The following is an 18,714-nucleotide window of genomic DNA, read 5'->3' as shown; positions in this document are numbered from 1 at the left end:
TGGTGGTCTACCGCGAAGAAACCAACCACTTGCAGGCGACCATTCAGCACAATTCCGGCTAATGTAACCGTGCGTGGCTGATCCGGGCACGCCGCGAGTACACGCAGTGTCGAGGAAGGCGTGACCCATGATGTCCGTAAAGCCTGGCGCAGCCGATACGTCGGCCGCCGTAACCACCACCTCCTGGCTACCACTGATCGTGGTGGTCCTCACGCAGATTCAGGCGTCGTTCGCCGTCAATGCGCTGACCGTCTCGATGGCCGGCATCACCACCGATCTCGACACTCCTGCAACAAGTGTCGGCACCGCGATCACCGCAGGCACCTTTGCCATGGCTGCCTTCATTCTGCTGGGCGCCAAGATCGGCGCCCGCTACGGGACGCGTTTGGTCTTCCAGATTGCCGTCGCGATTCACGGTCTCGCGATGGCTGCGGTCGCTCTGAGCCAGAGCCCGGCAATGCTGTTCGTGGCGCAAGCCGCATCCGGCGCCGTGATCGCTCTCATCGCCCCCGCGTTGACGGTTTTCATCGCCACGAACTTCAGTGGCGATCAGCAGGCAAAGGCCATCGGTTACCTGGCAGCAGCAATCCCCGCAGCCGGTGTGCTGGCACTACTCATCGCCGGTTCCTTCGCGACGACCATCGGGTGGCGTTACTCCTTCGCCCTCGTCGTGGCGCTCGCCGTGGTCAACCTGGTCCTGAGTTTCCGTGTCAAACCTGTTCCCCCGCAGAAGGACATCACCATCGATTGGGCCGGCGCCGCACTGGCTGCCGTTGCCGTCATCCTGCTCAGCTTCGGTTTCAGCGGCCTGAACTCGTGGGGCGTCATCCTGGCCACCGACGCTGCGCCGTTCTCGGTCATCGGTGTTTCACCCGCGGCCATCCTGATCGTCCTCGGCACCATCTGCGCGCAGGGATTCTTCCAGTGGACGCGAAGCCGCAAGGCGCAGAACAAGCCTCAGCTCTTCAACCTCGACGTCCTCAAGACCGGCGCCGAGCGCGCCACCACGATCTGCATGGCGACGATGATGTTCGTGGGAACCGCGGCCAACTTCCTCATTCCGCTGTACATGCAGATCATCCAGGGCCGCAGCAGTTTGCAGACGTCGTTCTCGATCATCCCGTACACACTCTCGATCTTCATCGCGAGCACCGTCGTCGCGCGCCTGTACAAGACGTACTCCCCGCGTCTGATCGCACGAGCCGGGTTCGTCGTTGTTGCCGCTGGGCTCATATTGTTGGCCTTCACCATTCGTGGTGACTGGCATCAGATCTTTGTTGTCATCGGCCTTATCACGCTCGGCCTCGGGCAGGGCGCCATCGTTGCGCTGGTGTTCAACACCCTCCTCACCGCAGCTCCCAAGGAACTGGCCGGTGACGTCGGCGCCTGGCGAGGACTGGTACACAACATGTCCGGGAGCGTCGGCATCGCGGTGGCCAGCGTGTTCGCCGTCGGAATCCTGGGTACCCTCGTCAGCTCGCAGCTGATCGACAACCCCACCATCCCGGCATCGCTCAAGGTCGAGTCAGGGATCAATCTCGACCAGGTCAACTTCGTCCCCAACGATCAACTCGTCGTGACGCTCGAAAACACCTCCGCGACACAGGCACAGATCGACGAGGCCATCCGGATCAACACCGAAGCGCGCCTGCGCGCACTGCGAACCTCGCTGCTCGTACTCGCCGGGCTCTCTCTGCTCGCCATCATTCCGGCCGGGCGCATGCCCAACGAAGTACCTGCTCTGGACGAACCGCAACCCACGAAGGGCAAGAAGTAACCGATGTCCAACCAAGACCAATTCGGTCCGATCGAATACGTTGCCGTCGAGTTTCCCAGCGGTGCACCGACCTCCGCGGGATTCGAGCAGCTGCTCACTCTCGTCGACTCCGGAGTGATCCGCATCCTCGACCTCGAGTTCGTCACCAAAGCCGCCGACGGATCGGTATCCGTCGTACCCGCGTCCACCTTCGAACTCGCAGATTTCGATTTGGCGCAGTTCGACGGCGCTGCCTCCGGACTGCTCGACGCCGGCGACATCGCTGCCGTTGGTGACGAGTTGGCCGCCGGAAGTGTTGCCGCCGTACTCGTCTACGAGGAACTGGCAATACTGCCGGTCATCGAGGCCTGGACCCGCAGCGGCGCAAAGGTTGTCACCGAAGGTCACCTGAGCGTGGACGAACTGGCTGCTGCACTGGACAACACCGCACCGGATACCACGGAGAAGGACGCATGAGTTTCTTGAGGCGAGCCGGCCGGGTAGCCGTCGCAAGCTCCATTCACGGCAATGTTCAGCGCCGTCAGCGGACCCGTTGGGCCGCCGAAGATCAGGCCCGCGCAGCGCAGGTCCAGCCGGTGCCGCCGATTCCCGATCTACCGCCCCTCCCGCCGCAGGCAGCTCCGGCAGAATCGGAAATGTCGATGGACGCGAAGCTCGAACAGCTCACCAAGCTGGGCGAACTCAAGAATGCCGGCGTATTGACGGAGGCCGAGTTCGAGACCCAGAAGGCGCGCATCCTCGCCTGAACTAGCTGGGCCGCCCGAGCGCAAAAGCCATTACGGGAAGCTGCGTCGTCGCGAGATTCAACAGAGATGCCACTCGCGCATCCGTGAATCCTGCGATGGCGCAGCCCACAAGTCCCATCGCCTCGGTCACAAGGTACAGATTCTGAACCAGCACACCGGCATCCACGTGCATCGTGCGGTAGTGCCGCATCGCGTACTTCTCGAGCGGCGCTTCCACGTCGGCGACCACAAACAAAAGAACCGGGAACACGTCGACGAACTCGGGCTGGAGAAGGCTCGCTCGAAGGTTTCCTTGTACGTCACCCAGCCGGACGGCCTCAGCACGGCCTTCCTGGATGTACCGGTACACCCCGGCTCCAAGCGAGTGTCCGGGTTGGCGGACAACAAACGACAGCGTCAGTTCGCGCATCCCACCGGCCGTCGGGCTGCTGACCAGACTGTGGTGCAGCACATTTGAAAGTTCATCGATTCCCAAAGCATCTTGCGCTGGGTTGTAGTGGCTCCGTCGTGCCTGCAAGATATCCGGAAAGTCCTGGGCCGGCAGTGGCGTCGGCGCCGGTAATTCAACGAACTCAGACGTCACCGGGGGCAGTGCGCCCTCGTCGAACGGTAGCTCCGACGGAGCCACCGTCCGGTCAAGCGCAGCATGCAGCGATACGACGGCCTCGACCCGCTCGAGGGCGGTCAAGACCTCACGAACCCGGGTGCAGCAGGCGAGATACCTCGGCAGCTCCGTCGATCGACACCAATTCACCGGCGAACCACGCCTCCGGAACGGCAAAGATCGCATTCGACGTCGCGGCAGGCGTCCCGGCAAATGCCGTGCGGGCAGCCTCGAGTGTGGATTCCCGAGCCGACTCGGTGGAGTAAACGACAAGAATTGCCTGCGGCGACTTCGCGAGTATCGACTCGGTGGCTACCTGGCCGAAGTACTTCCCATCCGGAAGGTCGCTCTCGTAGAGGTTCTTTCCCCCGGCCGCCTCGAGCACGCTGCTGTAGAGGCCCCTCGCCAGAGCGTAGGACTGCCCCTCCGAAACCTGAACCATCACAGTGGCAACCGGCTCCTTCCCGGCCACGGATGCCTCGGTTGCTGCGAGCGACTTCTTGCCATCTGCCAGAAGTGTTGCTGCTTCGTCACTTGTTCCGGTCAGGGCACCGAGACCGTCGATGTCGGACCAGACGTCGTCGATCCGCCCCTCGGTGACCGCCTTGTGGCAATAGCCGCTGTTCACGAAGATCGGGATGCCGAGGTCACGCAATTCGTCCATGCTCTGCAGTCGGTCACCGTCGAACCAGTATTCCCCGTCGGAGACGATCAGATCCGGACGGGCGTCGAGCAATGCTTCTTTCGCGGGAACTCCGGTGCTCAGTACCGGCACGGCCGCGAACTGATCCGCGAGTTCGGGGCTGGGAGGAGAGAGATCGGTATTCGATTGTCCGACAATGCGGTCGGCGGCACCGAGTTGAATCAGAAGCTCCGTCATCGACGGATACAGCGAGACAATCCGCTCCGCCGTCTTGGGCAACGTGACCTCGCGGTCACAATTGGTGACGGAAATCTTCTCGGACGACGACGCCGCCGAATCCGCCGTGGAGTTTCCGCATGCGGTCAGTACCGCAGTGGCAGTAACGGCCGAGCACAACAGCGCGGCAGTACGTATCGAGGATTTCAAGACACTGCTTCTTTCGTGTGTAGGAGCGGAGGGGCGAACGAGAGCAAGGGACGCCCGGTCAACGGATGAGTGCCGAGATGCACCTGAACCCCGAATACTTCGGACAGTAGGTCCTCGGTGAGGACCTCGGCCGTTGGTCCTGTCGCGACAACTACCCCGCCGGAGAGCAGACAGACGTAGTCGCAATATGCTGCGGCCAAGGCGAGTTCATGGATCGCGACAATCGTCGTGGTACCGAGTTCGGCGACCAATTCCATCAGTTCGAGTTGAGCTCGGATGTCGAGGTGGTTGGTGGGCTCGTCCAGGACCAGCACCGACGGTTGTTGAGCGATCGCCCGGGCCAACATCACACGCTGCTTTTCTCCGCCGGACAGTTCGGCGAAGAGTCGTGATCCGAAGCCGTGCATACCGGTTCGTGCCAGTGCGGCACTGACGATGTCCCGGTCGATTTCACCGAGTCGAGAGAATGCGCTGTGATGCGGCGTCCGGCCCGTCGCGACCACCTCGCGGACGCTGAACGAGAAGTCGGATGAATGCTCCTGCCCCACAACACCGATGATGCGTGCTGCTGATCGGGGCGAGAGATCGTCCCAAACATTCACCTCGTCCACCTTCACGATTCCGCTTCGCGGCTTCATCGAGCGATACAACGCGCGCAGGAGCGAGGACTTTCCACTACCGTTCGGCCCGACGAGCCCGACCACGCTCCCCTCGGGTGCTTCGAGATCTACGCCGGAAACCACCTGACGTCCACCTCGAACGACGTGAATCCCGCTGGCCGACAATCTCATGACTGCGCACCTCCGTCGCGTCGAAGTAACCAGAGGAAGAACGGAGCACCCAATCCGGCGGTGATGATTCCGAGCGGTAATTCGTTGGGCGCATCCAACATCCGGGCCGCAAGATCGACGATCACCAGGAAGGTTGCACCGACCAGCGCGGTTGCCGGCAGCAGCTTGCGGTGGTCGGATCCGACGAGGAGTCGTACGGCGTGCGGCACGAGCAGCCCCACGAAACCGATTCCGCCGGCAACGGATACAACAACCGCGGTCAGCAACGACGCGATCACCAGTAGTAGCAACCTGGTACGGCGCACGTCGACGCCCACCGATTGCGCGCTCTCGTCTCCCATCGCCAGCGCGTTGAGTTGGCGAGACTGCGTCAACAGCACTGCCGCACAGACGGTGATCACCGCGGCGGGCACACCGAGATCCGACCAACCTGCCCCGCTCACCGAACCGAGTAACCAGAAGAGCACTCCCGAAAGCTGACTCGGATCGGCGCGCAACTGCACAAAACTTGTTGCAGCCGAGAGCAGATAGCCGATGGCAACTCCGGCCAGGACCATGCGCAGCGGGACAAGCATTCCCTCGCGCCGACCCAGTACGAGAACCGCGATCAGGGAAACCATGGCCCCCAGGAAGGCTGCCACCGGAACACCGATCGACAGGCCGGTTCCGATGCCCGTCGTCATGATCAGCACTGCGCCGAAGGACGCTCCCGAACCGACACCCAAGATGTACGGATCGGCAATCGGATTGCGCACCAACGCTTGCAGTACCGCGCCGGCCAGTGATAACCCGGCACCTGCCAGTGCCGCGATCAGAATGCGCGGGACCCGCAGTCCCCACACGATCCGATCGAGCAGCGGGTCGACCGGCGGTCCACCGACGTGCGCGTACAACACCGCGAATACGTCGGCGAAGGACAGCGACGCAGCGCCCGACCACACCGCGACGGTAGAGACGGTGGCAAGGACCACGGCCGTGGCCAACAGAAACGGGACGTATCCGCGGTCGCCGACGGGATGCGCACGCGACGGGGCATCAGGTACTGCTTCGCTGGTCAGCGTCATCGCACTCCTGAAGAGGTGGGGTTCACAGGCATGAACAGGTGGATCTAACCATAACGACAGTCGTTTTCATTAATAGTGACATGCTCATCTGTGCGGACAAGGATCGGTCCGCAGGGCGCTCACCCACGCGAAGAGTGCCCCGACCAGCGCAAAGCTGCACGCAACGAGGTAGGCGGTGCCGATATCCCAACGTCCTGCAATTGCCCCGGCAATCAAGGCACCCACCGGCGAACCACCCCAGGCGACCATCCTCGCCGTGGTGTTCACGCGCCCCTGTAGACGATCCGGAGTCAGACGCTGACGTGCACCGATGCCGTTGAGGATAGTGACAGTCGCACAGCCGGAGTAGACGGTCAGAGCGGTGATCGCTGCGGCGGTGTTGCTGGTTGTCGCAACGACGAACAGCACCACCGGGGCGATGGTCAACGCACCGACAGTGATCGCGCCGACCGGCCATTGCGCCGGTAGGCGTGGGAGCAAGACTGCGCCGACCACGCCACCCACGGAGACTGCTGTCCACACGGCCCCGATCATCGGACTCGACGTCGAAATCCCCAGCCTCTCGGTCGCGTACACCACCAGGAGCGCCGTGACAGCACCCTGCGTCAGCGAATTGACGAAGCCGACGCCGGTCAAGGCTCGCAGGAGCGGAGACTGCCAGAGGAAGCTGAGGCCTTCGCGTATGTCACGCGCAATTCCGGGTTCCGACTTCATCGGCACCGCAGGAGTACTCGAGAACGAGGCTCCGATCGACGCCATGGCCAGCCCGGCCAATACGTAGGCCAGTGCATCAGCACCCAATGCGTAGGCCGGGCCGATCGACGCCACGAGCACTCCGGCAATAGCCGGAAAGGCAACATCGACGAGCGTGCTGGAAGTCCACAGCGCACTGTTGGCGGCCGGTATTCTCTGCCGACCGACCAGGGCAGGCAAGGCTCCGAAAGCTGCGGCATCGAACCACACGAAACACGTTCCGATGCACATCGATACGCCGACCGCGTGCCATGCCGTCAACACACCGAGCGCCTGAGCCGCCGGAATACTCGCCAAGGCAAGAGCAGCGACGGCCTGCGCACACAGGATGACCGTCCGCCGGTTGACTCGGTCTGCCACGGCGCCGGCGAACAAGCCGAATACGAGGTACGGCAGAACCGTCCCCGCAGCCGCGAGCGAGGTGAGAAACGGAGACCGACTGATGTCGAACACCAGAATCGGCATTGCCACTCCGGTGACGGCCGCACCGGCCACGGCAATCGTGCGAGCCGTGAAGAACAATCGAAACGATCTGTCCCGAAACACATGTGGTTGCGCTTCGGCGGATCCCGTCGTCGAGGTCTCGCTCATGTATGCACTCTCTTGTACCTGTTGCTCTCCGTGGCGATCTTTCGTACGGTGGCATCGTAATGGAAATGGTTTCCATTACGGAAGGGATGACAATGAGCAACATTTCGTTCGACAGCGTCTCCAACTCGGCTCCGGCCAATGCACTCCAGGGCGTCGGCACCAACGCCCTCGTCGACAACCCGTTCACCTTCGAGCCGGTTGCCGAGGCGACGTCCGCACACGCTCTGCAGGGTGTGGGCACCAACGCCCTCGTCGACAACCCGTTCAGCTTCCAGAGCTGAAACCTTCCCTGATCCAGACCGTTTCGACGGTCTGATCTGCCGATGACCCCGCCCGCATCCGACTCGTCGGGTGCGGGCACCGACAAGGAGATCCGTGTACGCCCTCGCCGACGGACACCACCTGTATCCGACACCGGACGGTGTTTGGCATTACCTGACACCGGACGAGAACGCAGTCACGATCGGTGCGCCGGCCGAAGATCTCGCAGAACTCGACAACTTTCTCAGGCGGCCTGGTTCGGTGCTCGGCGCGGGAGCGATCGAGATCGCCGACGCTCTCGTCACTCGCGGCGTACTGGTTGTTCCAAGTCAAGTGCCAGAGATTCCGCGCCCACAGCGTGTGCTGATGGACGGGGTCGGGCCCGTTGCCGATGCCTGCATCGCTCTGCTCTCCAAGGCTCTTCCGGATCTCGAAGTCGTATCCACCACTGCGCCAATCGAAGACGACGTTGCGTCGTCGGACCTCGTACTGTCGGTTGCCGACGCTCCTCCTCACGACGCGTGGTCGGAACTCGATACCTGGTGCCGCCACAGCCGAACTCCGTGGCAACGCGTCCACGCCGAGCTGGGTGAGATCTGCATCGGTCCCTTCTTCGACGGCATCGACAGCGCGAGCTACCGGGACGTCTGTGGTCGACGCCTTGCCGCGTCACGTGTACCGGATCACCTGCTGGCTCTGTGGAACCACCTCGCCGACAGCGAACGTCGTCCGCTTGGACTTTCACCCACCGCAGCCGCAATGGTCAGTGCACTTGCATGTTCGGACGTCGTGGCTAGTTCTTACGGCGCACCGCCATCACACCTTCACCACCAGATCCGGATGAATCCACGAACCCTCATGATGACTCGCCATCCCGTGCTACCTCTTCCGGGCGGCGTTCTCGAGCCTTCGCCGACGCTCCGGTGATCTCACTCGGAGTGAAGATCCCGGCGGCAGACGGTTCTTCGCTGGCTACGGATGTGCTTCTCCCAGATTCTTCACCTCGAGGATTGATCGTGATCCGAACCCCGTACGGACGCGGGTGGCATCTGGCCGAGGGGCTCGAATGGCGATCACGAGGAATTGCCTTCATCTGTCAGGACGTACGTGGACGGCACGATTCCACCGGATCTTGGGAACCCTACGTTCACGAGCGCGAGGACGCCGCCGCCCTTGCCGAGTGGCTGCAGGATCAGCCGTGGACACCCGAGTGCGTCATCGCAAGCGGGGCTTCGTATGCGGCCGGAACTGCGTGGGCCTTTACTGCCGAGACCAACGGCGCCGATCGGGCATTTCGTGCTCGCGGCGTCGTCTCCAAAGTGCCGACCATCGGAAGCGACCGCGTCAAACGTGATCCCTCGCGGATACTTCTCCTCGCCGAGCATCTGGCGTGGTGGGGCGAGCACGGAGATTCGTCTTCCTCTCGTGAGGGTTTCATCCCTGCCCTGATGCGCTCGGATTCGTCTTTGCTGGAACATCTCCCGGTGCAGTCGATGATCGAGGAGGTTGGCCTGACCTCCGATTCACCGGGCTGGTTGACGCCGATCCGTCGCGCTCGTGAGCGCGAAGACTTCGGTGGCGATGATCTGGTGTCCGCGGACGAACTCTCCGAACTCGACGTCGCCGGGCTGCACATCGGCGGTTGGGACGATGCGATGATTCGGGAGACACTGCGGCACTTCGCATCCGTGTGGCGTGCGCCGCAGAGTTTGATCGTGGGTCCCTGGGCGCACGACCTCCGCCCTGGAATGGTCGGCGAGACAAGTTTCGGCCGCCTTCAGGTCGAGTGGATGGAATCGATATTCTCGGCGCGGCCCGTGACCATCAATCGGGTGTTCGACCGGGGTGCAGGCGATTGGTCGACCGAACCGTATGTCACGGGTGCGAATCGCGTTCGTCTCGAACCAGACCCGAGGACGGTGCCTTTCAACTTCACGCACCACGCAGACGAGGGCCGAAACGACTGTGTTGTCTGGACTTTCGACATGGAGGTCGAGTGTGTGCTGTCGGGAATGCCTTCGGTGGAGTTGACAGTGCATTCGCCCGAGGGCGAAGCTGACTGGATCGTCGAGCTGAGCATCGTCGATAGCGCCGGAGTCACCAGGTCGATCGCTCGTGGGGCCGGCGTCAGCCTTTGCTCCGGCACGTTGACCATAGATCTCGATCACGTGTTGCACACTGTGCGCGCGGGTGATGTCTTGACGCTGCGGATCGCCGGCTCGGACTTCCCACGGCTCGCACGCAATCTCGGAGACGGTGATCGCTATCGAGGAACACGCAGTACCGCACTGCACCAATCATTTTCCGGGTCGTTGACCCTGCCGATACTCGGAGGAACTGCCGGTGGATGACTTGCTGGTCGACGCCCGAAGCGGCGTGCTGACCTCACTGGAACCACACATTCGCTCGGACATGCCGACGGGCTGGGTCGGTTGGGCCGCGAGGGTGGCCGACACCAGAAACTTCGGCGGCAGCGGTTCACTGTTTCGCGCGGACCCTTACGGATTCGGGGCTTCGATACGCAACGACGCAGCGGCCCGCGGGGCGGCAACCGGTGAGGCTGTCGAAAGATATTGCGGCAACGTGGTCCCCGAAGATCTGATCCGAAGCAGTGCGTCAGCGCTGGAACTGGCAGGCTCACGGGTCGTCGATCCGGCGAAATTTGCGTTGTACAGCGAGGATCAGTACCGCCTTCCCGGATTCCCCTTTGTTCCCTTCACATCGGCTCTGGAAATCCGCTGGGCGCTGGGTCACGCCATGGACGAAAAAGTGCCCACCTATGTGCCGGCCGCCTTGACCTATCTCGGGTACTACACCGGCACCCGTCGCGGCGAACCACCGATCGCGTCGTTGCAGTACGCCGGAATCGCCGCGGGACGCTCACGCGCCGAGGCCGAGATGTCAGCTCTGCTGGAACTTCTCGAACGCGATGCCACCGCATTGTGGTGGTGCGGGGACCGGTCACTGCCGGCAGTCGAACTCGCCGACTGGGAGCGGTTGCCCGCGCACCGACAGCTCGGAGATCTGGAGAGCCAGACCCGCAGCGTTCGAGTGCTTCTGCTTCCCTCCCCCTTCGGCATTCCCGTCGCCGCAGTGTGGATCCGGGATGACCGACGTGGATTAGTCGCGCTGGGCACAGCTTGTCGACCAACGGTGGAGGCGGCAGTCTCGAAGGCGCTTGTCGAGGCGTATGCCGTACTTTCCATCACGATCGATCTCGCCGACCCCGACGGGCCGACCTGGCGCAGCGTGGCGGACGGAACGCTGCCGGCGCACCTGTACAAACCCTTTCGGGCCGACCGTCGTTACCGGGACGAGTTCGATGCGCAGTGGAAGGACGTCGTCGATCTGCCGACCGTCGCCCAGCTGTATCTCGACCCCGTGATGGCTGAGGCAGCGGAAGAGCATCTTTTCGACTACACCGAAACACGCTCGGCATCAGAGGTTCCCGACGAAAATCCTGTGAATCTTGCTTCTCTGGTAGCCCTTCTGACGTCTCGAGGGCACCAACCGATTTCCGTCGATCTCACCACCCGCGACATCTCGATTGCCGGGTTGCACGTCGTCCGCGTCCTGTCTCCCGGCCTCTACAACAATGCGCCGGCAGCTTTTCCCCTTCTTGGAGGTAGCAGATTGACCAGCGCATCCACCACCCATCTGCATCTGCCGGTTCCTCTCGCATGAGGTCTTTGCTCGTCGACCGCCGAACTGGGATCATTCGAGAGTTGGTCGACGCCGTTGTGCCCCAGCACTTTCCGCCGGAGTTCAAGCTGATTCACTCGTATGCCTCCGACTCGGCACGCTTCTCACCCTGGTCCAGCGACTCGGCGGGTGCCGGATACTGCTTCGATCTAGGTGACCGTGCGCGGCCTACCGCAGCTGCGATAGGCGAAGCGGTGGAACGATATTGCGGGAACATCGTCGCCAAACCGATCGTCCGCGGGTCGGCCGATGCATTGATCGGAGCAAGCATCGACCTGTCACAACTCGCGCGTTTCGACGCCGCCCAGTACGCGCGGCCACAGTTCCCGTTCGTCGAACCAACCGACGATCTCGAGTTGGACTGGACTCGAGGAGTCGACCTGATCACGGGTTCGGATATCTGGGTACCGGCCGAACTCGTCTGGGGTTCGTATCCTCATTTCGTCGCCCGGACGGGCCCGGCGATCTCACCGGTGGCTCAGGCGGGTCTCGCCGCCGGTCCCACGACGGAATTCGCGATACGGAATGCATTGCGCGAGATAGTCGAGCGCGACGCGATGACGCTTTCCTGGACCGGAAGGCGCGGCGTTCGGATAGTCACCGGGATGCCAGAGCAGCTCCTTCGACTGGGCAATCACGAAACCCTGTCGACGAGATGGCTGGCATTCGAGAGCGATTTCGGCATCCCGGTGCTCGGCGCCCTCGTCCGCGACCACCGCACCGGATACTCGACCATGGGTACCGCCTGCCACGAGGACGCACAGACCGCTGCTTTCAAGTCGCTCGGCGAAGCGCTTCAGCTGCAACTGCTTTCCGCCGACTACGACAACCCGGAGAGCGGCATCGGTCGAGCCGCGGCCTCCCCGACCAGCCCGCTTGCGCCGTGGCGAGCCGACCGACACTACGCGGACGTCTACCGATCGGACTTTGCCGACGTCATGGACTACGGATGCCACTTGCAGCTCCACCTGGACCCGGAGATCCAAGCACGATTCGAGGGTGAGCTGGCAGATGCCGTCGTCGGCGAGGTGGACCTCGACCCTCTGACGTCACCCATCGACACCGAAAGCGCACTGACAGGCTCGGGTTTCAGGCCGGCATGGGTCGACCTCACCACTGCTGATGTTCTCCGCGCTGGCTTGCATGTCGTCCGCGCCGTCGTACCCGGTTGTCTCACCAATGCGGCCGCCGGATTGCCGTTTCTCGGCTCGCCCCGACTAGTCGACGGTCTTGCCGGACGTCCGCCTCGTACCATCCCATTGCCGCACTGACAGTTCCGGAACTGCCAGTTGTAACGACTCTGCGGTCTCCACCGCGTGAAACCACGTCGGCTTCGAGATTGCACTGTCTCGAATCACCTGCACGGCACGCGCGGCGATGGTTGCCGTCGCGGCCGACTGGCTACGCCCCGAAACCCACAGCGCCGGGCCGGTATCCGTTCGTGCCATCGCAACCCAACGATCCGAGCCCCACAGCTTCTTCGGCACTACCTTCTGGAGGGCGGGCGCCCACGTCATGGCCGCAAGCCCGAGCGTCGCGGTGGACGTGTCCAATCGCAGGTACGTCCGCACCGGTACGCCAAGGTCGCGCGTCAACGCATGTTGGTCCGAAAAGTCCGCCCGCACAGCAGGACCGGATCGGTACCCGGTCGCGTCCGCCGGCATCCGAAACGTCTTCATCCCGGTGTAGTTCCGGATCGATCGCCCGTCGGGATCGGGAAACCTCGTTCCCAACATCCCGTACGTCCACGCCGTCGCGGCCGGTCCGTGTAGTTCTCCGCCGCCGAGGCCGATCACGATGTCCACGGGTCCCCCGCCGAGTCGATGCGCTTCGGCGGCAAGGACACTGGTCAATCCCGGTGCCAATCCGACGCCCATCAGAACTGGGCCGTCGACCGCTTCCAGTTCTTCGCAGTAGCTCGAGGTTGCCGTGATGTCGACGAACGCCGCCCCACCGCGTACCGCTTCTTCTGCCAGGCGAACGTCCTCGAAACCCGACGCATTCACCACGACATCGAAGTCTCGAACCACAGCCGCGTACGCGCCTGGTTCTTTAAGATCAACGACGACGTCCGCGCGGGCACGATCGCGCCCGGCGGAGTACGCGGAGATTTCGGGGACCTTCGCGAGTTGTTTCATCAGGGGAATCCCGACGGCACCGTAGCCACCGAGTACAAGAACCTTCGTCATTATTTCGCCTCCCGAGTCGCTAGAGTTCGACTCTAGAGTTAAACTCTAATCATGACTGAGGTTCTTCGGGAAGACACGTCGGCGCGGCGCAAGATCATCGAGGCAGCGCGCGAAGTTTTTGTCGATCCCGGCTACGCGGCCGCCACGATCAAACAGCTTGCCGCGGCGGCGGGCGTGTCGGTGCAGAGTGTCTATTTTGCGTTCGGCAACAAGCCGAGCGTGCTGTCAGCATTGCTCGACGTGGCCGTTGCGGGCGACGAGGAAAAGACGGCAACTCTCGACCGTCCGTGGGTGGCGGCAGCACTCGGCGCCCCACATCCACTCGGGCAACTCCGGATTCAGGTTCACCACGGACGGCTCATTCTGGAGCGCACCGCAGACATCCTGTTGGCACTGCGGGCTGCCGCTTCCGCTGACGAGGACGCCGCCCGTCTGTGGCAAATCAACCGCACTCAGCGACGCACAGTCCAGGAACATCTGATGGTCGGCATAGTCGAAAAAGCGCCAACCGTCGACCTCGAGACAGCCGTGAACGTCGCACTCACGCTGCTCAGTCCGGAGACGTACACAGACCTCGTGGTCGGCGCGGGTTGGACCGGCCAAAAGTACGAAGAATGGGTGGTCAACACCCTTGCCGCCACCCTGGGCCTGGACCGAACCGTCAAATCCCGGAAGTAGCTGGGACTACTTGGTGGGCTTGTCGTCGATGTGCCGTGGGTTGTTCCACAGGCGTTCCGTCAGATCGTGAAGGACGGCGAGGGTGATCGTGTCGTCGTCCCGTCGGAGCAGAGACTGACTGACCGTCGCGCGCACCAACGTGGAGTCGGAGTGCACGAACTCCTTGACCGAGCCCGGCTCGGAACTCAGTTCACGATGAGCCTGCTCGGCACTGACGTCGTCGGCATCCTTGTCGTAGAGAATGTCCTGCAAACGCAACGCCGAGACGGCCTTCTTGGGATATCCCAGCATGTCAGCGAAGGACGGGTTGGCAAAAACGATGCTGCCGTCGCGGTGAACGGCCATGACCGGCACCGGAAGCCTGTCGAGGAGAATCAGAGCAGGCATCTGCTCCAGATCCGCAATCGGCGATTGTGGCGGCTGCGCAACATTGCGGCGGCGTTCCATAACACGTCCTCTCAAGTTGCCCGAGTCGACAACAGTCTAACTGCCCAGCAAATCGCGGGTTGACTTCCCGCCCGGATGCAGTGACGAATGCCCGAATCGTGCCCGCCTGAGTTACGCCGCGAGCGCCTCCTGGTCCTCCGCCAAGGAACCGTCAACAACACGATAGACAGTATCCATCCGAGACAGGTGACTTCGGTCGTGTGTCACGAGAAGGGTTGCCGCCTCGTGTTCCCGCACCACCCCGATGATCAGATCCATGACAGCGGCACCGCGCTCCTGATCGAGCGCGCTGGTGGGCTCGTCGACCACCAGAAGCTGCGGATCGTTCATCAATGCTCGCGCGAGATTGACGCGCTGTCGCTGCCCACCCGACAGCTGAGACGGTCGTTTTCCGCTCTGATCCGCGAGCCCGACAGCGTCCAGCAAATCCATCGCTTTTGATTTCACGGCTTTGCGACGGGTCCGTGACGTGAAAACGGACTGCCCCAGATGCGCCATCACCTCGAGCTGCTCCAGAGCCGTCAACGACGACACGAGGTTCGACTGCTGGAAGACGATTCCGATCGACGAGCGTCGCAGCTCCGACGCCGCCCGCCGACTCAGCGCCGCGATGTCGGTGCTGCCTTCCGGCGTCCGGAGATAGACGTGCCCGGAATCCGGACGGATCAGGGTCGACGCCACCGCCAACAGGCTGGACTTGCCTGAACCCGAAGGTCCGGTGATTGCGGCGATCTCGCCGCGGTGCAGTCGCAGAGACACGTCGTCCAGCGCCGTCACCCGCGATTGCCCGTCGGGAAACGTCAGATCGACGTTCTGGATGTCGAGAACTGTGGTGCCGGTTGTCATGGTCATCGTGCGCTCCCCAATGCTGTGAGTGGATCGGTGGTCGAGAGGAATCGAAGTGCAAAGGCCGCGCCGAGCAGACCGAGCCCGATCAATGCCACGGCAGGTACGACGGTCGTGGATGCGTCCAGGACAAACGGCATGGCGTCTCCGATCAGCGAGCCGGCCACGGCCGTCAGCCCGATTCCGACGGTGACGCCGGCAATCAGGACGATGAGGGCCTGACCCAGTGCGTCGCGCACCAGAGAACCGGTGGTTGCGCCGAGCGCTTTCAACGTCGCGATGTCCGGGGTTCGCTGGATCGTCCACACCGTGAAGAACGCACCGATCACCAGGGCCGAGATCGCGAACAACATGAGCGTCATCAGCGTCAACGACCCGTTTTCCGACTTGTACGAACCGATCGCGTCGAGCGAACCGCTGACCGTCGTCGACGTCGTCACGGCTGACTTGTCCGTTGCGGAAGCGTCAGAGGCTCCGGTGACAGCCAGTACTGTCGCAACTCCGCCGCGTGGATTGGCCGCCTGCCAGTCACCGAGCGTCATCCAGACGACGGGCGAATGGCTGTACCAGTCGTCACCGCGAACGTCGCTGACGGTGAACTGCTGCGTACCGACGCTCACCTGATCGCCGGCGCCCGCCCCCAGATCGCGGGCGGCACCTTCGCTCAACACCACCGTGCCTGACGCCGACGGCGTCACGTCACCGAAACCGCCGTCAGCACCGAACAGGGCCACCGACTTCTGATTTCCGTCGGCCAATCCTGCCTTCCCGCGGCCGATTCCGATGGGATCGACATCCTTCGCGGCCCCGGCCCAGGCGTTGACCTGGTCCTGTGTGAGCGCCGACTCGTCGAACGACGCCCCAGCTCCGGTGTCTGCAAACACCACCGTGTCGGCATTCATGGCCTCGATGGCCGACACGTTCTGATGGCGAAGTCCTGCAGTCAACCCGCTGAGAAAACTGACGAGAAGTGCAACCAACAGAACCACGACGGAGATCAGCGCGAAACGACCTCGCGCTGCCCGTAAGTCCCTCATTGCGACAAACACTGTGAATTCCTTTCCTGTGCTTGCCTCTACGCTCTCGCGGATGCAGACTCTTTCCATCGCACCTCGGATCGACATTCCAGCGCTCGAAAGAACCATCCCGGTTTACAACTTTTGATGGATGAACCAGGCCCGAACCTCGCTAAGCTGGGCGAGATGCACCGATCTCCGCTCACGCCTGTCTTCGCCGGCCTACAACTGGGCCTGCATGTCCTTGTCATGGCGCTGGCCGGTGTGGTGTTTCTTCGAGCGCTGATCGACGAATCCGACCTCACCGCAACAATCATCGCGTTGGCCGTGATCTTTGTTGCCGTCTATCTTTTCGGCGTTGCCAAAAGGCTGCGCGGCAACGCTGCCCGCTGGTGGCTGGCCGTGCTGACCCTCGTCTGGATCGCGACGATGGCGGTATCCGCCGACGCCGCCTACCTCGCATTCGGACTCTTCTTCCTCTATCTCCATATTCTGCGGCGCCCCTGGAGCCTGCTGGCCGTCACCGCGGCAACGGCTGTCGCCGTGATCGGCACCGGATTGCATCGCGGGTGGACAGTGGCCGGCGCCGTCGGACCGATCATCGGCGCCGCCGTAGCCGTTGCTATCGGTCTCGGATACCAAGCGCTGTACCGGGAGGCAGCCGAGCGCGGTCGTCTCATCGACGAATTGATGAACACCCGTGAAGAATTGGCGTCGACGTCTCGCGATGCCGGAAAATTCGCCGAACGTGAAAGGCTCGCGGCCGAGATCCACGACACCGTAGCCCAAGGACTTTCGAGCATCCAGATGCTCCTCCACGCTGCCGAACGCGCCGATCCGGAGAGCCCGGCCATCCGGCAGATCAGCCTCGCACGGGAAACTGCAGCGGACAGTCTTGCCGAAACCCGCCAACTCATCGCCGAATTGACACCGGCGGCCCTGGACGGTCAGTCGCTCGCCGATGCGCTTCGTCGAATCTGTGAACGCGCGAGCAGTCCTGAACTGGAAGCGCGATCCGTGGTCGAAGGTGAGGCAATCCGGCTGCCGATGCCTCTCGAAGCAACACTGGTGCGCATCGCCCAGGGTGCGGTGTCCAATGTTCTCCGCCACGCGGATGCAACCAGAATGGCTGTGACACTGACGTATTCCGACAACACCGTCAGCCTCGACGTGGTCGACAACGGCCGCGGCTTCGACGTGGCAGTTCTCGAACGTGGACCGGCGGAATCTTTTGGCCTCAATGCAATTCGACGACGCGTCGAACTGCAGGGCGGAACGTTCTCAATCGAGTCGGAGCCGGGACACACGGCCGTCGCGGTGACGTTTCCCCTCGATGTCGGTGAACAGTGATCCGCCTGCTGCTCGCCGACGATCACGCGATCGTGCGCGCCGGGCTGCGAGCGCTGCTCGAAAGCGAATCCGACATCGAGGTGGTCGGCGAAGCAGGGACCGCCGAGGAAGCCATAGCCTTCTGCGCCACCACGCCGGTCGACCTCGTGCTCATGGACCTGCGGTTCGGGCCAGGCAAGACCGGGGTCGACGCCACCCGCGCGGTATGCGCGCTGCCGAATCCGCCGCACGTACTCGTTGTGACCAACTACGACACGGACGCGGATATCTTGAGCGCCGTCGAGGCCGGAGCCAGCGGCTATCTACTCAAGGACACACCCCCGGTCGAGTTGCTGTCGGCCGTCCGCGCCGCTGCGAGCGGGGACAGCGTTCTCTCCCCTGCCATCGCGTCGAAGCTCATGACTCAGGTACGCAAACCCGAAACCAGCCTTAGTCCAAGGGAAATCGAAGTGCTGAAGTTGGTGGCGGCGGGTCGATCCAACCGAGAGATCGGTAAAGAACTTTTCCTGAGCGAGACCACGGTCAAATCGCATCTGGTCCACATCTTCGGCAAGTTGGGCGTGAAGTCGCGGACGTCGGCGGTAGCTCGTGCGCGGGAGCTGGGTTCGATCTGACGTTTGTACGAATTGTCGAAAGTAGCTGGACAGCAGTAATTTTCGCTTGTAATTCTCTTGTTTTCGAAACTCTGTTCGAATATGATTGCTTCATGAACAGTCGGGATGCGTGGCAGCTGGATGGTGAGGACCTCAAGAGTGAGGTTCTCGATCTGGTTCGTGCCCGGCACGAGTTGCAGTCGCGGATGGTGTTGTTGATCGTGGAGATGTTTTCCC

Annotated in this window: 20 protein-coding genes; 11 read left to right on the top strand and 9 right to left on the bottom strand. The window is 62.7% G+C overall.

All coding sequences use genetic code 11. The features are described from left to right. Positions 1 to 127 precede the first annotated feature (127 nt). Genes H7C86_RS34700 through H7C86_RS34690 form a run of 3 tightly spaced genes read left to right on the top strand, consistent with a single transcriptional unit; the run spans position 128 to position 2,523 of the window. Positions 128 to 1,777, top strand: coding sequence for an MFS transporter (locus H7C86_RS34700; protein ID WP_259349402.1), 1,650 nt, complete (start codon positions 128 to 130; stop codon positions 1,775 to 1,777). Positions 1,778 to 1,780: 3 nt separating this feature from the next. Then, positions 1,781 to 2,233: a DUF6325 family protein gene (locus tag H7C86_RS34695; protein ID WP_060938717.1), complete on the top strand. Its 453-nt coding sequence runs from the start codon at positions 1,781 to 1,783 to the stop codon at positions 2,231 to 2,233. Next, positions 2,230 to 2,523, top strand: coding sequence for an SHOCT domain-containing protein (locus H7C86_RS34690; protein ID WP_069146707.1), 294 nt, complete (start codon positions 2,230 to 2,232; stop codon positions 2,521 to 2,523). Before H7C86_RS34695 ends, H7C86_RS34690 begins: the two co-directional genes overlap by 4 nt. Before the next feature lies 1 nt (position 2,524). On the opposite strand, the gene H7C86_RS34685 is transcribed toward H7C86_RS34690, so the two are convergent. From H7C86_RS34685 to H7C86_RS34665, 5 genes are all read right to left on the bottom strand, one after another. Beyond that, positions 2,525 to 3,211: a SagB family peptide dehydrogenase gene (locus H7C86_RS34685; protein ID WP_182263289.1), complete on the bottom strand. Its 687-nt coding sequence runs from the start codon at positions 3,209 to 3,211 to the stop codon at positions 2,525 to 2,527. Positions 3,212 to 3,215: 4 nt separating this feature from the next. Continuing rightward, on the bottom strand, positions 3,216 to 4,196 hold the full coding sequence (locus H7C86_RS34680) for an ABC transporter substrate-binding protein (protein WP_020968055.1): 981 nt from the start codon (positions 4,194 to 4,196) through the stop codon (positions 3,216 to 3,218). Next, on the bottom strand, positions 4,193 to 4,987 hold the full coding sequence (locus H7C86_RS34675; RefSeq protein WP_021342372.1) for an ABC transporter ATP-binding protein: 795 nt from the start codon (positions 4,985 to 4,987) through the stop codon (positions 4,193 to 4,195). The genes H7C86_RS34680 and H7C86_RS34675 overlap by 4 nt, the downstream gene beginning before the upstream one ends. Continuing rightward, positions 4,984 to 6,051 carry an iron ABC transporter permease gene (locus tag H7C86_RS34670; protein WP_019746312.1) on the bottom strand — a complete coding sequence of 356 codons (1,068 nt, stop codon included), beginning with the start codon at positions 6,049 to 6,051 and terminating at the stop codon, positions 4,984 to 4,986. Before H7C86_RS34670 ends, H7C86_RS34675 begins: the two co-directional genes overlap by 4 nt. Before the next feature lie 84 nt (positions 6,052 to 6,135). Beyond that, positions 6,136 to 7,395 (bottom strand): MFS transporter, encoded by a 1,260-nt coding sequence (locus tag H7C86_RS34665; RefSeq protein ID WP_182263288.1) that lies wholly within the window; start codon positions 7,393 to 7,395, stop codon positions 6,136 to 6,138. A 92-nt stretch (positions 7,396 to 7,487) separates the two neighbouring features. On the opposite strand from H7C86_RS34665, the gene H7C86_RS34660 reads away from it, so the two are divergent. The 5 genes from H7C86_RS34660 (at position 7,488) to H7C86_RS34640 (ending at position 12,629) form a co-directional block, all read left to right on the top strand. Further along, entirely contained in the window at positions 7,488 to 7,676 is a 189-nt protein-coding gene (locus H7C86_RS34660) for a streptamidine-related RiPP repeat protein (protein WP_003943543.1), read from the top strand. A 94-nt stretch (positions 7,677 to 7,770) separates the two neighbouring features. Beyond that, the gene (locus H7C86_RS34655) at positions 7,771 to 8,583 is read left to right on the top strand and encodes a hypothetical protein (protein ID WP_080909322.1); all 813 of its coding nucleotides are present in this window, start codon (positions 7,771 to 7,773) and stop codon (positions 8,581 to 8,583) included. Continuing rightward, positions 8,580 to 10,007, top strand: a complete 1,428-nt coding sequence (locus H7C86_RS34650; protein WP_182263287.1) for a CocE/NonD family hydrolase — start codon at positions 8,580 to 8,582, stop codon at positions 10,005 to 10,007. Before H7C86_RS34655 ends, H7C86_RS34650 begins: the two co-directional genes overlap by 4 nt. Beyond that, a complete protein-coding gene (locus tag H7C86_RS34645) occupies positions 10,000 to 11,340 on the top strand; it encodes a YcaO-like family protein (protein WP_182263286.1) in 1,341 nt (446 codons plus the stop codon). Before H7C86_RS34650 ends, H7C86_RS34645 begins: the two co-directional genes overlap by 8 nt. Continuing rightward, positions 11,337 to 12,629, top strand: coding sequence for a YcaO-like family protein (locus H7C86_RS34640; protein ID WP_092765659.1), 1,293 nt, complete (start codon positions 11,337 to 11,339; stop codon positions 12,627 to 12,629). The genes H7C86_RS34645 and H7C86_RS34640 overlap by 4 nt, the downstream gene beginning before the upstream one ends. Here H7C86_RS34640 and H7C86_RS34635 read toward each other — a convergent pair. Next, the gene (locus H7C86_RS34635; RefSeq protein ID WP_021332671.1) at positions 12,576 to 13,547 is read right to left on the bottom strand and encodes a sugar nucleotide-binding protein; all 972 of its coding nucleotides are present in this window, start codon (positions 13,545 to 13,547) and stop codon (positions 12,576 to 12,578) included. The two genes, H7C86_RS34640 and H7C86_RS34635, sit on opposite strands and share 54 nt — an antisense overlap. A 51-nt stretch (positions 13,548 to 13,598) precedes the next feature. On the opposite strand from H7C86_RS34635, the gene H7C86_RS34630 reads away from it, so the two are divergent. After that, a complete protein-coding gene (locus H7C86_RS34630) occupies positions 13,599 to 14,225 on the top strand; it encodes a TetR/AcrR family transcriptional regulator (protein WP_182263285.1) in 627 nt (208 codons plus the stop codon). A 6-nt stretch (positions 14,226 to 14,231) separates the two neighbouring features. On the opposite strand, the gene H7C86_RS34625 is transcribed toward H7C86_RS34630, so the two are convergent. From H7C86_RS34625 to H7C86_RS34615, 3 genes are all read right to left on the bottom strand, one after another. Beyond that, positions 14,232 to 14,672 carry a PAS domain S-box protein gene (locus H7C86_RS34625; RefSeq protein WP_003943598.1) on the bottom strand — a complete coding sequence of 147 codons (441 nt, stop codon included), beginning with the start codon at positions 14,670 to 14,672 and terminating at the stop codon, positions 14,232 to 14,234. Positions 14,673 to 14,783: 111 nt separating this feature from the next. Further along, on the bottom strand, positions 14,784 to 15,524 hold the full coding sequence (locus H7C86_RS34620; protein WP_020968047.1) for an ABC transporter ATP-binding protein: 741 nt from the start codon (positions 15,522 to 15,524) through the stop codon (positions 14,784 to 14,786). After that, positions 15,521 to 16,567: an ABC transporter permease gene (locus H7C86_RS34615; protein ID WP_029254139.1), complete on the bottom strand. Its 1,047-nt coding sequence runs from the start codon at positions 16,565 to 16,567 to the stop codon at positions 15,521 to 15,523. The genes H7C86_RS34620 and H7C86_RS34615 overlap by 4 nt, the downstream gene beginning before the upstream one ends. Positions 16,568 to 16,681: 114 nt before the next feature. On the opposite strand from H7C86_RS34615, the gene H7C86_RS34610 reads away from it, so the two are divergent. Together H7C86_RS34610 and H7C86_RS34605 are read left to right on the top strand one after the other, a co-directional pair. Next, on the top strand, positions 16,682 to 17,884 hold the full coding sequence (locus H7C86_RS34610) for a sensor histidine kinase (protein WP_029254138.1): 1,203 nt from the start codon (positions 16,682 to 16,684) through the stop codon (positions 17,882 to 17,884). Beyond that, on the top strand, positions 17,881 to 18,498 hold the full coding sequence (locus H7C86_RS34605; RefSeq protein ID WP_182263284.1) for a response regulator transcription factor: 618 nt from the start codon (positions 17,881 to 17,883) through the stop codon (positions 18,496 to 18,498). The genes H7C86_RS34610 and H7C86_RS34605 overlap by 4 nt, the downstream gene beginning before the upstream one ends. Positions 18,499 to 18,714 lie beyond the last annotated feature (216 nt).

It is taken from the genome of Rhodococcus sp. UFZ-B548 (assembly GCF_903819475.1).
GTDB classification, from domain to species: Bacteria; Actinomycetota; Actinomycetes; order Mycobacteriales; family Mycobacteriaceae; genus Rhodococcus_F; species Rhodococcus_F erythropolis.
The sequence above is the reverse complement of the archived record's forward strand: the minus strand, read 5'-3'. Positions and strand labels throughout refer to the sequence as shown.